The sequence below is a fragment of the Rhodanobacter sp. FW510-R10 genome (assembly GCF_058781105.1).
Map to the genome: position 1 here is coordinate 1,145,050 of NZ_JBYSWL010000001.1, position 15,339 is coordinate 1,160,388.

The 15,339-nt window shown below is 64.7% G+C and carries 12 protein-coding genes; 7 read left to right on the plus strand and 5 right to left on the minus strand.

From position 1 onward, the window contains the following. Positions 1-82 precede the first annotated feature (82 nt). Positions 83-1,912 (plus strand): glutamine--fructose-6-phosphate transaminase (isomerizing), encoded by a 1,830-nt coding sequence (glmS, locus tag AC3WJB_RS04800; protein ID WP_492679238.1) that lies wholly within the window; start codon positions 83-85, stop codon positions 1,910-1,912. 103 nt (positions 1,913-2,015) lie between these two features. On the opposite strand, the gene AC3WJB_RS04805 is transcribed toward glmS, so the two are convergent. Continuing rightward, positions 2,016-3,239, minus strand: a complete 1,224-nt coding sequence (locus tag AC3WJB_RS04805) for an MFS transporter (protein WP_492679240.1) — start codon at positions 3,237-3,239, stop codon at positions 2,016-2,018. 95 nt (positions 3,240-3,334) lie between these two features. On the opposite strand from AC3WJB_RS04805, the gene glpD reads away from it, so the two are divergent. Further along, positions 3,335-4,894 (plus strand): glycerol-3-phosphate dehydrogenase, encoded by a 1,560-nt coding sequence (gene glpD / locus AC3WJB_RS04810; protein WP_492679242.1) that lies wholly within the window; start codon positions 3,335-3,337, stop codon positions 4,892-4,894. A 48-nt stretch (positions 4,895-4,942) separates the two neighbouring features. Here glpD and AC3WJB_RS04815 read toward each other — a convergent pair whose 3' ends face one another. The 3 genes from AC3WJB_RS04815 to AC3WJB_RS04825 all read right to left on the minus strand — a co-directional run bounded on the left by AC3WJB_RS04815 (position 4,943) and on the right by AC3WJB_RS04825 (position 9,314). Continuing rightward, a complete protein-coding gene (locus AC3WJB_RS04815; protein ID WP_492679244.1) occupies positions 4,943-7,045 on the minus strand; it encodes a TIM-barrel domain-containing protein in 2,103 nt (700 codons plus the stop codon). A gap of 11 nt (positions 7,046-7,056) precedes the next feature. Then, positions 7,057-8,505 carry an NAD-dependent succinate-semialdehyde dehydrogenase gene (locus tag AC3WJB_RS04820; RefSeq protein WP_492679246.1) on the minus strand — a complete coding sequence of 483 codons (1,449 nt, stop codon included), beginning with the start codon at positions 8,503-8,505 and terminating at the stop codon, positions 7,057-7,059. 83 nt (positions 8,506-8,588) lie between these two features. Further along, the gene (locus AC3WJB_RS04825; RefSeq protein WP_492679248.1) at positions 8,589-9,314 is read right to left on the minus strand and encodes a GntR family transcriptional regulator; all 726 of its coding nucleotides are present in this window, start codon (positions 9,312-9,314) and stop codon (positions 8,589-8,591) included. A gap of 291 nt (positions 9,315-9,605) precedes the next feature. Here AC3WJB_RS04825 and AC3WJB_RS04830 point away from each other — a divergent pair, with 291 nt between their 5' ends. From AC3WJB_RS04830 to glpK, 5 genes are read left to right on the plus strand one after another with little or no spacing between them, the layout of a single operon-like run. After that, a complete protein-coding gene (locus tag AC3WJB_RS04830; RefSeq protein WP_492679250.1) occupies positions 9,606-9,893 on the plus strand; it encodes a flagellar biosynthesis protein FlgA in 288 nt (95 codons plus the stop codon). 12 nt (positions 9,894-9,905) lie between these two features. After that, on the plus strand, positions 9,906-11,072 hold the full coding sequence (locus AC3WJB_RS04835; RefSeq protein ID WP_492679252.1) for a UxaA family hydrolase: 1,167 nt from the start codon (positions 9,906-9,908) through the stop codon (positions 11,070-11,072). After that, entirely contained in the window at positions 11,065-12,123 is a 1,059-nt protein-coding gene (locus AC3WJB_RS04840; protein WP_492679254.1) for an Ldh family oxidoreductase, read from the plus strand. Before AC3WJB_RS04835 ends, AC3WJB_RS04840 begins: the two co-directional genes overlap by 8 nt. A gap of 11 nt (positions 12,124-12,134) precedes the next feature. Continuing rightward, positions 12,135-13,058: a hydroxyacid dehydrogenase gene (locus AC3WJB_RS04845; RefSeq protein ID WP_492679256.1), complete on the plus strand. Its 924-nt coding sequence runs from the start codon at positions 12,135-12,137 to the stop codon at positions 13,056-13,058. A 4-nt stretch (positions 13,059-13,062) separates the two neighbouring features. After that, the gene (gene glpK / locus AC3WJB_RS04850) at positions 13,063-14,535 is read left to right on the plus strand and encodes a glycerol kinase GlpK (RefSeq protein WP_492679258.1); all 1,473 of its coding nucleotides are present in this window, start codon (positions 13,063-13,065) and stop codon (positions 14,533-14,535) included. A gap of 28 nt (positions 14,536-14,563) precedes the next feature. Here the strand turns inward: glpK and AC3WJB_RS04855 are convergent, their stop codons facing one another. Continuing rightward, a complete protein-coding gene (locus AC3WJB_RS04855; RefSeq protein WP_492679260.1) occupies positions 14,564-15,337 on the minus strand; it encodes an HpcH/HpaI aldolase family protein in 774 nt (257 codons plus the stop codon). Positions 15,338-15,339: the final 2 nt, after the last annotated feature.

The window sequence follows — 15,339 nt, forward strand, 5'->3', positions numbered from 1 at the left end:
ATGGCACAATGCGCCGTCCGGTCGAGCTGGCGCGGGTAAGCTTGCCCACTGAGCGACGTGCATCGTCCTGGAGCGTGATGACATGTGTGGAATCGTTGCTGCGGTGGCCCAGCGTGACGTGGCGCCGCTGCTGATCGTCGGCCTCAAGGCGCTGGAGTATCGCGGCTACGACTCGGCAGGACTGGCCGTGTTGCACGCCGGCAAGCTGCAGCGCGTGCGCGCCAAGGGCAAGGTCCGCGAAATGGAAGCGCGCTACCTCGCCGATCCATTTCCCGGCGGCACCGGGATTGCGCACACGCGCTGGGCCACGCATGGCGCACCCAGCGAGGGCAACGCGCATCCGCAGGTATCCGGGCGGGTGGCGATCGTGCATAACGGCATCATCGAGAACCACGTGCCACTGCGCGCGGCCTTGCAGGCGCGCGGCCGCGTGTTCTCCTCGGAAACCGACACCGAGGTGATCGCGGCGCTGATCGACGAGCGCCTGGCCGCCGGCCTGGACCTGCGCCATGCGGTGCTCGCGACCGTACGCGAGCTCGAGGGCGCCTACGCCATCGCGGTGCTGGATCGCGACGATCCGGATCGCATCGTCGGCGCGCGTCGCGGCGCGCCGCTCCTGGTCGGCCTGGGTATTGGCGAAAACTTCCTGGGGTCGGATGCGCAGGCCTTGATCCAGGTGACCAACCGCATGGTCTACCTGGAAGAAGGCGACGTGGTGGAGATCACCCGCGGCAGCGTCGACATTTGCACGCTGGATGGCACGCCGGTCGAACGCGCCGAGCACGAGAGCGAGCTGTCGCTGGACGCGGCCGACCGCGGCGGCTACCGGCACTACATGCAAAAGGAAATCTTTGAGCAGCCGCGTGCCATCGCCGACACGCTGGAAGCACGGCTGGGCGAACATGGCGTGCTGCCCAACATCTTCGGCACCGACAGTGACGAGTTGTTCTCCAAGCTGCGCGGCGTGCACATCGTCGCCTGCGGCACCAGCTACAACGCCGGCCTGGTTGCGCGCTACTGGATCGAGCGCCTGGCCCGCCTGCCAGTCAGCGTCGAGGTCGCCAGCGAATACCGCTATCGCGAGTTCGTGGTGCCCGAGGGCACTTTGTTCGTGGCCATTTCGCAGTCCGGGGAGACCGCCGACACGCTTGCTGCCGCGCGCGAGGCGCGGCGGCGCGGCTACGTCGGCACGCTCGTGATCTGCAATTCACCCGAATCGTCCCTGGTGCGCGAATCCGACCTGAAGCTCTTGACCCGCGCCGGAGTGGAAGTGGGCGTGGCCTCGACCAAGGCCTTCACCACCCAGCTTGCGGCGCTCGCCCTGCTGGCGCTCGAGCTGGCCCGCCACCACGATCTGGAGGCGTCCCGCTACCGCGAGCTGTGTGCGCAACTGCAACACCTGCCGGCGGCGATCAACCGGGCACTGGAGCTGGAACCGGCCATCATCGAACTGGCCGCCGAGTTCATCACCCGCCAGCACGCGCTCTTCCTCGGCCGCGGCGTGCAGTATCCGGTGGCGCTCGAAGGCGCGCTCAAGCTCAAGGAAATCTCCTACATCCACGCCGAGGCCTATCCCGCCGGCGAGTTGAAACACGGCCCGCTGGCGCTGGTGGACGAAGACATGCCGGTGGTGGCGGTGGCGCCGAACGGCCCGCTGCTGGACAAGCTCAAGTCCAACCTGCAGGAAGTGCGGGCGCGCGGCGGCCGCCTGATCGTGTTTGCCGACGGCGACGCCAGGATGGACGACATGGCCGGCCAGGGTGTCATGCTGCGCGTCGCCTCCGGCGGCGACTTCATTGCGCCGGTGGTGTTCACCGTGCCGCTGCAGCTGCTCGCCTATCACGTCGCCGTGCAACGCGGCACCGACGTCGACCAGCCCCGCAACCTCGCCAAGTCCGTCACCGTGGAATAGGCGCGTCCAGATCGAAATATCGATTGCGAACGCGGAATGACGACGTGCCACCGTGTTCGTGTTGCGACCGCGCTGCAGGTCGATCAGGCCATCGGGGGGAGGGTCAATCTGTCTCTGCCAGTCGCAGCGTGGGCGCGATCCAATGTATCAGTGCGAGCGCGACCAAGTATGCGATCGCTGCGTAGCCGAACAGCGGCAGGTAGTTGTGGTAATGGTTCAACAAGATGCCCGCGACGAACAGGATAGCAAGCCCGCCCACGTTCCCCGCAAACGAAGCGATGCCGATCACGGATCCGACCGCGTGATTGGGGAATGAATCTGCCGCCAGACCGAACAAGTTGGTGGAAAATGCCTGGTGTCCAGCCAAAGCGGTGCCCACAAGCAGAACGGCAACCCAGTAGTCGGACGCCAGCAGCACCAGTGGCAGCGGCAGTACCAGCAGTGCGGCTACCAGCATGGGGATCTTGCGTGCTGTGTTGACCGGCGAGCCGCGGCGTATCAGCAAGGTTTGGAACCACCCACCCAGAAGCGCGCCGGCCATCGCCATCACGTAAATCGCTGCGATCGGCAACCCGATATGCGCCATGTCCAGATCGTAGCGACGGTGGAAAAAGTCTGGAGCCCAAAACAGCAGGAGCCACCAGACCGGATCGGTCAGCAGCTTGCCCACCACCATCAGCCAGGTGTAGGGGTCATGCAGCAGCTGTCCCCACGGCATGGCGCGTACGTCGTGGCGTGTGGGTTCGGCCACGGACCGAATTCGCTTTGGCGGCTTGGGTAGGGTGAGCCAAAAAACCAGCCAGACAAAACCTGCAGCACCGGTGATGATGAAAGTCTCGCGCCAGCCGTAGGTCAGAGCCAACCATGGCACCAGCAGTGGCGTGATGATGGCGCCGATGTTGGGAGCGGCATTCATCACGCCCAAAGCCAAGGAACGATCCTTGAGCTGGAACCATACGGCCATGCTCTTTACGGCCGCAGGGGTGTTTACCGACTCGGCTACGCCTAAGACCAGCCGTGCCGCCGAAAATTCGGCTACGCTGCGCGTCGCTGCATGCGCGACCTCCGCCATGCTCCACACGCCTACGCCCCAGGCGTAGCCCGCCTTCAGGCCAACGCGGTCAACGAATCGGCCCGCGAAGAGAACTGCCACGGTCCCTCCGAGCTGGAAGAACGTGGTGATGTAGCCGTAGTCCTCGTCGTCCCAGCCAAGCTTCTGCTCAAGCAACGGCTTGAGCAGCGCAATGATCTGGCGATCCACGTAGTTGAGCAGGATGGCGGTGCACACCACCGCCAGTACCCAGTAGCGCAGCTTCGAGTCTGTCATGCGGGCCCCGTTGGTCGCTTGGTGGTGAGGCGTTCGAGTACCACACACACGCTTAGCTTAGACTTATATAAGACACATGATATAGCATACGTAGTATGCATGAAGATTACGATCTGGTGGTCATCGGCGGTGGCATCAATGGTACGGGCATCGCCCGGGACGCCGCCGGGCGCGGGTACAAGGTATTGCTATGCGAGCAGTCGGACCTGGCTAGCGGCACCTCGTCGGCGAGTTCGAAACTGATACACGGCGGTCTGCGCTACCTGGAAAAGTACGATTTCCACCTGGTGCGCGAATCATTGAGTGAACGCGAGGTGTTGTGGCGTGCCGCGCCCCACGTGGTGCGGCCGATGCGATTCGTGCTGCCGCATCACGCCGACCTGCGTCCCGCGCTGGTACTTCGCCTAGGCTTGTTTGTCTACGACCACCTGGGTGGGCGCAAGCGCCTGCCGCCGACGCGGACGCTGCGTTTGCGCAACGATCCAGCGGGTGCGCCGTTGGCCGATCGCTACACGCTTGGCTACGAATATTCGGACTGCTGCGTTGACGATGCGCGCATGGTCGTCCTGGCCGCGATTGACGCGCGCGAGCACGGGGCAGACATCATGACCCACACGCACTTTCTCGATGCGCACAGGCAGGACCGCAGCTGGCTTGCGGACCTGGCGATGGAAGATGGACAAGTGCGGCAGGTGCGCGCACGTGCGATCGTCAACGCGACCGGCCCCTGGGTGATGCCGGTGGCCGAAACCCTGCGATCGCGCAGCACCGGCAGCAGCGTGGTGCTGGTCAAGGGAAGCCATATCGTGGTGCGCGCACTTTACGACGGACCGCAGGCATATACGCTGCAAGGCGGCGATGGGCGTGTGGTGTTCGTGATCCCCTATGAGCATGATTTCACCCTCATCGGCACCACGGATGTGCCGTTTTCGGCTGACCCGGCGGGCGTGGTGATCAGTGTGGAAGAGGTTGATTACCTGTGTCGCACCGTCAGCGGCTATCTGGAAAAACCGGTGCAGCCGGCTGATGTGGTATGGAGCTACGCCGGGATCCGGCCCCTTTACGACGATGGATCCAATGATCCGTCGGCGATCACCCGCGATTACACGCTGGAGCTGAGTGGCGACCGCAGTCAGGCCCCTCTCTTGACGGTTTTCGGGGGCAAGATCACGACCTTTCGCCGACTCGCCGAAGAGGCATTGAACAAACTGGACAAGGCGCTGGGTCGGTGCGCACGTCCCTGGACGCGGGTTGCGTGCCTGCCCGGCGGCGACATTCCCGAACCCGGTTTTGACGGCTGGCTGCCGGGGCTCGCCGCGCAATATGCCTACGTGCCGCCAGCCATGCTGCACCGGTTGGCCCGGGCCTACGGTACCCGCATCGATCGCGTGCTGGGTGACGCAAAGCACATGGACGATCTCGGCCACGATTTCGGCGCGGGTTTGACGGAAGCCGAACTCGACTACCTGATAGCCAACGAATGGGCGTGCGGCGCGGAGGACGTGTTGTGGCGGCGCTCCAAGCTCGGCCTGCACCTTGATGCTGCCGCACAGGATGCTGTGTACCATTACATGGCGACCCACGTGACAGGGCACGCCTCGGGCGCGACGGATGCGGCCACCAACCGGGTCGCGTCCGCTCACTCGGTCGCCTAGGAGCCGGAACGGTTTCCATCACCCACGCTCTTAGGGGCGGTGCGGTGCTCAGATCGGCGTGAAGACGCCATTGCACCAGTACTCGGTGATGCGCGCGGTGCCGTTGAGTTCGCCGGTATGGTTGACCTCGGGCCCCAGCGGAATGTGCTTGTCGGCGCGCACGAAGACGGCGGTATCCGAAAGCGAAAGATGCAGCTTGTGCGTGCGTGAGCCGGCGAGCGCTGCGCCATGCGGGAAGCGATGCCAGGTTCCCTGCGGCAGATAGACCTCGACTTCGCCTGTAGGATTCAGGCAGGGTGCCACCAGGATGTCGGGTCCGAAGAAGAATTGATCTTCGAACGCCCACGCCGCCCGTTCATCCGGGCAGGCCAGCACCATCGCGCGCTGCACCGGAAGGCCCGTCGCCTGCGCCGCCGCCATCGTCTGCTGCAGGTAAGGCAGCAGGCGATAGCGAAGCCGCAACGCGGCCAGTGTGGCGGCCTCCGCCTCGGCGCCATAGGACCAGGGCTCACGCGCGCCGATGCCGTGCAGTCGCATGTGCGCGGAGAACACGGCGGCCTGCGCCCAGCGCACATACAGCACCGGATCGCGCTCGTCGCGGTAGAAGCCGCCGACATCGGTGGCGTAGTAGGCGCCACCGCTGAGACCCCAGGCGACACCCCCGCGCAGGTTGGCGGCCATGCCGCCCCAGTCGGCCTGCGGGTCGCCGCCCCACTGTGAGGGATAGCGCTGCGCGCCAATCCAACTGGAGCGGGAAAACAGGAACGCGCCGGAACGGGAGTACTTGTCCGCGGCTTCGTAAACGCAGCGGTTGTACAGGTGGGCATAGACATTGTGAAGGGCGTGACCGTGCTCGCCGTTGGCGGCGCGCATGTCGTCGCCCACCTGCTCGCCGAAATCCGCCTTGATCATATCCACGCCGAGTTCGAACAGGGCCCGGTGCTGGTCGCGCCAGAACGCGTAGGCGTCTGGTTGGGTAAAGTCGAGCAGGCCGGATTCCGGCAGCGGCGTGAGCACCTGGCCGAACGCTTCGGTGTCCCAGCGGTAGCGATAGGCGTTGCCGGTCGTGGCGTCAGTGAGCAGCCAACCCTTGCGTTCCAGTTCCTCGAACCACGGATGGCGACTCGAGATCAACGGGTATTCCCACACGCAAACGTGGAAATCCATCGCTTTCAATTCAGCCAGCACCGCGCCTGGGTCGGTAAAGCGCTTGGGGTCCCATTCGAATGCAAAACGTGTATCGGTATCCTGCCAGGCGCGGCCATCGAAGGTAATCGTGTCGCACGGCATGCCGCGGCGGCGCACCTCGCGCGCCACCTCGAGTACTTCCGCGGGGGTGTGGTAATAGGCCTTGGATAGGATCAGCCCCAGGCTCCACAGCGGTGGTACCGGGGCGCGGCCGGTGAGGGCGGTGTAGCTGGCAAGTATCTCGGCGCCATTGGCACCAGCGAACAGAAAGAAATCCAGCGCGTCGTCTTCGATGGCGATGACGTAAGCGCGTTGCGAAAACGGTGCGAACCCAACGGCGTGGCCCACCGGCGAAGGTGTATGCACCAAGGATCCCCAGCCGCGCGGAGACCACGCAAAGGGTGTGTTCTTGTACGAGCGCTCCGCATTGACGCCGAGCGCGTCCTCATTGAATGAACGCAGCCATTGCCCGCGTTTGTCCAGCTTGCCCCATTTTTCACCCAGGCCGTAAACCGGTTCGCTGGATTCGAGATCCAGTGCAATTAGCCAGCCGCCGGCGATCCGGGCAAACGGCGGCACGCGAAAGCGCCGCTCGAAATGGCTGTCGCGTGGTGACGATTGCACGATCCTGCCATGCCGACGCAACACGAAAGCCAGTGGAGCGTGTTCGAGTACCAGCTCGAAATCGCCTCCGCGCACGACGCTGCAGGCGTCCCCGTGCTCCAGCTGCAACGCCAGCGTCTCCGGTTCCCGTGCCAGCATGCCGTAGTCGCCGATGGCGCGCGGGCCGTTGTCCAGACGGAGGCCATCGGCGTGCAGGGCAAGGTGCAACTCACCGGCACTGGTCGGGATCGCCACGCTATCGGGTGCGGAAAGCGTGATCTCGCCGATCACCGCCAGCGGAGCGACGTCGTGCCATGACGGCGCGGGCCAGTGTTGCAGGATGTCATTGAAGGAACCCACGCGATCGAGCTTCAGTGTCCCAGGTCGATGCAGGCGTATTTGATATCTAGGTAGTCGTCGACGCCGTACTTCGACCCTTCGCGGCCCATGCCGCTCGACTTGACGCCGCCGAACGGTGCGGCCTCGGTCGTCAACATGCCGGTGTTGACGCCGACCAGCCCGTACTCGAGGCGTTCCATCACGCGGAACACGCGGCCCAAGTCCCGCGAGTAGAAATAACTCGCCAGCCCGTACTCGGTGGCGTTCGCCAGTACGATCGCCTCCGCTTCATCATGAAACCGCAGCAGTGGAGCCACCGGGCCAAAAGTTTCCTCGTGCATCAGCAGCGCATCGGGCGGGACGCCGGTGAGCACGGTTGGCTCATAGAACAGCCCACCGAGCGCATGCGACTTGCCACCCAGCAGCACGGAGCCGCCACGGGCACGGACATCGGCAACATGCGTCCGCACCTTGTCCAATGCGGCGCGGCTTACCAGCGGTCCCTGTGTCACGCCGTCCTCGAAGCCGTTGCCGACCTTGAGCGCGCCTACAGCCGAGGCCAGCTTCTGCGCGAACGCGTCGTAGACGCCGTCCTGCACCAGCAGGCGGTTGGCGCATACACACGTCTGCCCGGTGTTGCGGAACTTGGAGATCATCGCGCCTTCCACGGCGGCATCCAGATCCGCGTCGTCGAATACGATGAAGGGCGCGTTGCCACCAAGCTCCATCGAAACACGCTTCATGTTGGCGGTCGCCGCGGAGGCAAGCTTCTTGCCGACCGCGGTCGACCCGGTGAAGGTGATCTTGCGCAGCTTCGGATGTTCGATCATCGCCGCGCCGATCTCGGTGGCCTCGCCGGTGATCACGTTGAACACGCCTGGTGGCAACCCCGCTTGTTCGGCCAGCACGGCGATCGCCAGTGCCGAGAACGGCGTCTGCGGAGCCGGCTTGAGCACCATCGTGCAGCCAGCCGCCAAGGCCGCGCCGAGCTTGCGCGCGATCATGCTGCTAGGAAAATTCCACGGCGTGATGGCGCCGACCACGCCGACGGGCTGCTTGATTACCAGCAGCCGACGCTCGGGCCACGGCGACGGGATCGTGTCGCCGTAGATGCGCTTGCCTTCCTCCGCGAACCAGCGCAGGTAGCCCACGCCGCCGGCGATTTCACCGCGCGATTCAGCCACGGGTTTGCCCATCTCGCGCGTAAGCAATCTCGCCAGTGGCTCGCGGTGCTCCATCATCAGGTCGGCAAGACGTTGCATCAGCTCGCCGCGCCGCGCTGCAGTGGTGTCGCGCCAGCCAGGAAACGCCGCCGCCGCCGCGTCGATCGCGCGCACCGTCTCCGCGCCGCGGCAATGCGGCACGCTGCCGACCTTCTCGCCGGTAGCCGGGTCAACTACGTCGCGGGTTGCACCATCGTCGGCAGCGATCCAATGGCCACCGACATGGCACGCCTGTCGCAGCAGTTCAATCTGATCCATCCCGTTCGGCCCAAGCTATCCGTTTTGAGATATGTAAGATATAAGACAATGGGTCGATTGCAAAGTTTGTAGGGCGACGGTGGTCAGGACAACTCGACTGAGTAGATGTGGTTTGCCGTGTTGCAGCGGCTGATCCGCCATTCCACCCGTGTGCCGTCGATGCCGAAAGCCACGCGGTCGATGTGCAACAACGGGCTGCCGACCGCCACGCCGAGGCGTTCCCGATCCTCCACCCCGGCGCGGACGGCGCTGAGTTGTTCCTTCACCGAACCGATATTGATCCCGTACACGGAGTGATAGAGGGAGTAGAGCGAATTAGGCAGCGTCTTGCGCGTGTCCAGGCCGGGCAGCATGGCCGACGGCACGATGATGGTTTCGAAGATCAGCGGTTTCTGGTCGATCAACCTCACCCGCTTAATTTCTGTGACCTTGGCCCTGCCTGACAAGCCCAGTCGCGCCGCATCCGCCGCGGTGGTGGTGCGCCGCGTCACTTCCTCCCCGGTGGCGCTGGGCGTAGCCCGCAAGCCATCGGGCGTGCACAGGCGGAAGTAGCGGAACAGTGAACGCTCTTCGCTGTTGGCGGCAACAAAGGTGCCCTTGCCTTGGTGACGTTCCATTACGCCGTTGGCAGCGAGCTCGTCCAGTGCTTTGCGGACGGTGCCTTGACTTACCCCCAGTTGCTGCCCCAGCGCCTGTTCGCTGGGCAGCGCGGTGCCGGGCTTCCACGCACCGGCAGCCACCTGCTCGATCAGATAGTCGTATACCTGTCGGTACAGTGGACGCACTCCGGGGGTAAATTTTGATTCCATGGTCCCTTCCCAACCCGCGCGGCGCGGGAGCTGCTCTCCTGGGGCATCTTAACTTGATAGTGCGGCGGATAATCGACCGTGTGTCACTTGGCGGGCAACCGCGCCGTCCGTTGCTCGAAGCAGGAAGATCGGTGCCCCTATCGCTCCTCGGGGTGCCACCCTATTGTAATGTTGGTAGTTCTATCTTATCTTATATCTTATAGAAGATAACGTCACCGAAAGTAGCGGTGACGCACGCAGAACTTGTTCGTTATCAGCCGCTCGAACAGGAAAGCCCGAGGAGGTATAGCCGTGTCTGAACCGCAATTGCTGGTGCATAACAAGAACGACAATGTGGGTGTCGTCGTAGTCGAGGGCGTCCGTGCCGGCGCCGATCTGCTCGGTGTGGTGCTTGAGGATGGCTCCGATTTCCACCTGCTCTCCAATCACGATGTACCTATCGGCCACAAGATTGCGTTGACGGATTTCGCGAGCGAATCCACCGCGATCGAGTACGGCCAGGACATCGGTCGCATCGTCGCGACGGTGAAGAAGGGTGATCACGTGCATGTGCACAATCTCAAGACCAAGCGCTGGTAAGGACGGGATTTCATGACCAATCAAACTTTCTGGGGTTATCGGCGCGAAAACGGTCGGGTCGGTGTGCGCAACTATGTGGCGATCCTTCCCGTCGACGACATTTCCAATGCCGCGTGCGAGGCGGTCGCCAACAACATCACGGGTACCGTCGCGCTGCCACATGCGTACGGTCGGCTGCAGTTCGGTGAGGATCTGGACCTGCACTTCCGCACCATGATCGGCACCGGGTCCAATCCCAACGTGGCGGCCTGCGTGGTGATCGGTATCGAGCCGGGTTGGACCAAGCGCATCGTCGATGGCATTGCGAAGACCGGCAAGCCGGTGGCCGGCTTCTCGATCGAACGCCATGGCGACATCACCACCATCGCCGAGGCTTCGCGCCAGGCAAAGGCCTTCGTGCATGCCACTTCGGGCTTGTTACGCACCGAGTGCGATATCTCCGACTTGTGGGTGGCAACCAAGTGCGGTGAGTCCGACACCACCAGCGGGTTGGCGGCGAACCCCACGGTCGGCAATATGTACGACAAGCTGATACCCAAGGGGATTCATGGGCTGTTCGGGGAAACCACGGAGATTACCGGCTCCGAGCACCTGTGCAAGGCGCGCGCGGCCAGCCCCGAGATCGGTGAGAAATTCATGCGCGTATGGAGTGCCTACCAGGACGTTGTCGAGCGGCACAAGACAAACGATCTGTCCGAAAGCCAGCCTACGCGCGGCAACATCGAGGGCGGACTCAGCACGATCGAAGAGAAGGCGCTGGGCAACCTGGAAAAAATCGGCAAGAAATGCACCTATGTGGATGTGCTTGAGCCAGCTGAGATTCCTACTGGCGGCCCAGGCCTGTACTTCATGGATACCTCGTCCGCTGCGGCCGAAGTCGTCACCCTGATGGCCGCCGCCGGCTATGTGGTGCACTGTTTCCCGACGGGGCAGGGCAATATTGTCGGCAATCCGATCATGCCGGTGATCAAGATCACGGGGAATCCGCGTACGTTGCGCCTGATGTCCGAGCACATCGACGTGGACGTATGCGACATCGTCAAGGGCAAGATGACGTTTGACCAGGCGGGAGATCGGCTGATCGACTGCATCGTCGAGACCGCCAACGGTCGCCTGACAGCGGCCGAGGCGCTTGGCCACCGTGAGTTCATCATGACGAAGCTGTATCGCAGTGCCTGAGCCTGTAGCAGCGAATACGGACTCATCGACCAAGGCGTTGATTCACCTGGGCATCCCGGAGGCCCATCGGCGCGTGGAAGACGCGCTGACGGCCAGTCGATGCAGTCCGGTCAATGCGGGGATCGTGGCACGCGCACTCGTGGCTGCGCAGATCGACGGCCAGGTCGGCCACGGTTTGGCGCGCGTGTCCAGCTATGCGGCGCAGGCGCGCGCCGGCAAGGTCGACGGGTTTGCCACACCGCAGTTGCGGCAGGTTGCGCCGGCCGCTATCTGCGTCGACGCGGCACATGGTTTCGCGTTCCCTGCGCTGGAAATGGCCGTTGCAGCCCTGCCGGTGCTGGCGCGCAGCGAAGGGATTGCCATCGCGACGATTCGTCGTTCGCATCATTTCGGACAGGCCGGCCGAGTGGTTGAGCAGCTTGCCGAGGGCGGCATGCTCGCGCTGATGTTTGGCAATTCGCCCAAGGCGATGGCGTTCTGGGGTAGCAGCGCGTCACGGCTGGGGACCAATCCGATCGCATTCGGCTGCCCATTGCCCAACGGTGCGCCGTTGATCATCGACCTGGCCTTGTCGACCGTGGCGCGTGGCAAGGTTGTCGCGGCGTCGAAGCAGGGGCAGCCGATACCCGAAGGCTGGGCGCTGGACGAACATGGCCAGCCCACGACCGACCCGGTGGCCGCGCTGCGGGGCTCGATGCTGCCCATTGCCGGCCCCAAAGGCGCCGCGCTGGCGCTGATGGTCGAATTGCTCGCGGCAGGCATCACCGGGTCCCACTTCGGCTGGGAGGCGAGCTCCGTGCTGGATGATCGAGGCGCCGCGCCCAACCTGGGCCAGACCATCATCGCGATCGATGCGCAGCGCGTATCCGATGGAACATTCCTGCAGCGCGCAGCCGCGCTGCTGCAGGCGTTTGGCGAGGAACCGGGAGCGCGCCTGCCGGGCACATCGCGTTTGGAGCGGCGCGTGGCGGCGCAACGTGATGGCATTACGCTCACCTCCAAGCTGCTGGCGGAGATCGATCAGTTGGCGAACACTCCTTTTTCGGGTTAGGTATTCCGCGCATGGCTGACATCGTGATCTGCGAGTTCATGGACGAGGCGGTGGTCGACAAGGCCTTTGCCGGCCGCGACGCGCTGTACGACCCGACCCTGGTCGATCACCCCGAAGCGTTGCATGCGGCCCTGGCCGATGCGCGTGCCGTCGTCGTGCGCAACCGCACCCAGGTGCGGGCGCCGCTGCTCGATGCCGCCCCCAGGCTCAAGGTGGTCGGACGTCTCGGCGTGGGGCTGGACAACATCGACCTCGCCGCCTGCAAAGCCCGCGGCGTGGCCGTCCATCCGGCCAGGGGCGCCAACGACCTCGCTGTCGCCGAATACGTGATCACCTGTGCCCTACTGCTGCTGCGCGGCGCTTACGCCGCCAGTCCCCGCATGATCGCGGGTGCATGGCCGCGCATGGCCCTGATCGGTCGCGAACTGAGCGACACATGCATGGGACTGGTCGGCCTCGGCGCGATCGCCCGGGCGGCCGCGACGCGTGCGCAGGCCCTGGGCATGCGCGTAGTTGCATACGATCCTTACCTGCCGTCCGATCATGCAGTGTGGCAGTCCGTCCAGCAGTGCAGCTTGCAGCAAACGCTTGCGCAATCCGACGTGTTGAGCCTGCACGTACCATTGACCGGCGAGACGCGCCATTTGATCGGCGCGGCGGCCCTGCGCGCGATGCAGCCGCGTGCGGTGCTGATCAATGCTGCGCGTGGCGGCGTGGTGGACGAGCCGGCGCTGGCGGCGGCGCTGCGCGAACGCCGGTTGGGCGGCGCGGCGCTGGACGTGTTCGAACACGAACCACTGGATGCCACGTCCGGCGCAATGTTTGACGGGTTGGACAACCTGATCCTGACCCCGCATATCGCGGGCGTCACCGAGCAATCCAATGTGCGCGTGAGCGAGGTCACGGCGCAAAACGTGCTGAACTACCTGGACTGACGCCATGGGCGATGCCGTGCTGGCACTGGACCAGGGCACGACCAGCAGCCGTGCCATCGTGTTCGATGCGCAGGCCGCGGTGGTCAGCATGGCCCAGCGCGAGTTTCCGCAGATCTATCCGGGGGATGCCCAGGTCGAGCATGATCCGGCCGCGATCTGGCAGAGCACGCTGGCGGTTGCGCGCGAGGCCTTCGCCGCGGCCGAAGGACAGGGTCACCGGGTGGTGGCGATCGGCATCACCAATCAACGCGAAACCACCCTGTTGTGGGATCGTCGCACGGGTCGGCCATTGCACAACGCGATCGTGTGGCAGGATCGACGCACGGCAGCGTCGTGCGCGGCACTGGGCGCCGAGGGCCATGATGCCCTGGTCAACGCGCGTACCGGACTCCTGCTCGATCCGTATTTTTCGTCCAGCAAGATTGCGTGGCTGCTCGATCATGTGCCGGGTGCGCGGGCGCGTGCCGAGGCCGGTGAACTGGCCTTCGGCACGGTCGACAGCTTTTTGCTCTGGCGGCTCACCGGTGGTCGCAGCCATCTGACCGACGCCACCAATGCCAGTCGCACCTGCCTGTTCGACATCCATCGCCAGCAATGGGACGCGGACTTGTTGGCACTGTTTCGGATTCCGTCGGCCCTGTTGCCCGAGGTGCGCGACTGCGCGGCTGAGTTTGGCGCCACGGATCCGTCGTTGTTCGGGCACGCGCTGCCGATCCGCGGCATGGCTGGTGACCAGCAGGCGGCACTGATCGGCCAGGCCTGTTTCAGTCCTGGCAGCATCAAGAGTACCTACGGCACCGGCTGCTTCGTGGTGATGAACACCGGCGCGCAGGCGGCTGTCTCGCGGCACCGTTTGCTGACGACGGTGGGATACCGCCTGGACGGTGCCGTGACCTACGCGCTGGAAGGCTCGATCTTCGTCGCTGGCGCCGCCTTGCAGTGGTTGCGCGACGAACTGGGATTGATCGCCAGCGCCGGGGAAAGCGAGGCCATCGCGCGCAGCGTCGAGGATACGGGCGGGGTCTACCTGGTGCCTGCCTTCACCGGACTTGGCGCCCCGCATTGGCGCAGCGACGCCCGTGCGGTGCTGAGCGGTTTGACCCGGGGCAGCGGTCGCGCACACATCGTGCGTGCCGCATTGGAAGCCACGGCGTACCAGACTTCGGATCTGCTCGCTGCCATGGCCGAGGACGGCGTCGGTGCCACCGCGCTGCGCGTGGATGGCGGCATGGTGGGGAATGACTGGTTGCTGCAGTTCCTCGCCGATGTGCTCGACTTGCCGGTGGACCGCCCGCGCGTGATGGAGACCACCGCGCTGGGGGCGGCCTACCTGGCGGGGCGCCAGAGCGGCATCTATGGCGACTTCGGCGAGTTTGCCGGCTTGTGGCAGCGCGATGCGCGGTTCGAGCCACAGCTGGAGCACGCCGTGCGGCGGCGCTTGCTGGATGGCTGGCGCAAGGCGTTGGACAAGGCTTGAGTCGGGACGTCGGCCTGCGTTGTCGGCCTCAAGCCCGGCGACGGTTCCGGACTTCCTTTTGCGCCTTGCGCGCGCTGCCGCAGAGCAGGGCCATGTCGGTGCCGATCGCGACGAAGCGATAGCCGACACTGAACGCCCAAGCGGCCTGCTCAGCGTCGCCCATCACGGTGCCGCAGGCCAAGCCCAGCACATTGACCCGCTTGGCGCAATCGGCCATCAGCGCCCTGACATCGGCGTGGCCGGATTGTCCGATGTGGCCCATGGATGCGGACAGGTCGCCCGGCCCGACAAAGATCGCGCCGACGCCTGGAACGCGGGCGATTGTCTCCACGTTGGCGACCGCATGCACCGTCTCGATCTGCATGATCAACAACAGGTCGTCTGCGATCCGCGCCAGGTATTCGTCGTCTGCCAGGTAATTCGAGGCGCGTGTCATCAAGGCATAGCCGCGCTTGCCGCGCGGCGGGTAGTGGCTTGCGGCGACGACGGCCTCGGCTTCGCGCGCCTCTTGTACGAACGGGAACATCACCGTCGTGGCGCCAAGGTCCAGCGCATGCTTGATCGACGTCATGTTGTGGTCGGGCATGCGCACGGCGGCCGGTACGCCGGCCGCTTTGCATGACCGCAGCAACGGCAGCATGCCGTGGATCGAAGTGGGCGAATGCTCCAGGTCGAGTACCACGTAGTCGGCACCGACGTGGCCCAGCGCCTCGACCACGGTGGGCGAGCCCGACATCGACCAAACGCCCTGAAGCGATTGGCCAGCAGCCAGTGCGGCCTTGATAGGGTTGCGTGTCGCCATGT

Bases quoted from the DNA above. Each gene is read 5' to 3' on its own strand.
- glmS (WP_492679238.1), top strand. From the start codon at position 83: ATGTGTGGAATCGTTGCTGCGGTGGCCCAGCGTGACGTGGCGCCGCTG.
- AC3WJB_RS04805 (WP_492679240.1), bottom strand. From the start codon at position 3,239: ATGACAGACTCGAAGCTGCGCTACTGGGTACTGGCGGTGGTGTGCACC.
- glpD (WP_492679242.1), top strand. From the start codon at position 3,335: ATGCATGAAGATTACGATCTGGTGGTCATCGGCGGTGGCATCAATGGT.
- AC3WJB_RS04820 (WP_492679246.1), bottom strand. From the start codon at position 8,505: ATGGATCAGATTGAACTGCTGCGACAGGCGTGCCATGTCGGTGGCCAT.
- AC3WJB_RS04825 (WP_492679248.1), bottom strand. From the start codon at position 9,314: ATGGAATCAAAATTTACCCCCGGAGTGCGTCCACTGTACCGACAGGTA.
- AC3WJB_RS04835 (WP_492679252.1), top strand. From the start codon at position 9,906: ATGACCAATCAAACTTTCTGGGGTTATCGGCGCGAAAACGGTCGGGTC.
- AC3WJB_RS04845 (WP_492679256.1), top strand. From the start codon at position 12,135: ATGGCTGACATCGTGATCTGCGAGTTCATGGACGAGGCGGTGGTCGAC.
- glpK (WP_492679258.1), top strand. From the start codon at position 13,063: ATGGGCGATGCCGTGCTGGCACTGGACCAGGGCACGACCAGCAGCCGT.
- AC3WJB_RS04855 (WP_492679260.1), bottom strand. From the start codon at position 15,337: ATGGCGACACGCAACCCTATCAAGGCCGCACTGGCTGCTGGCCAATCG.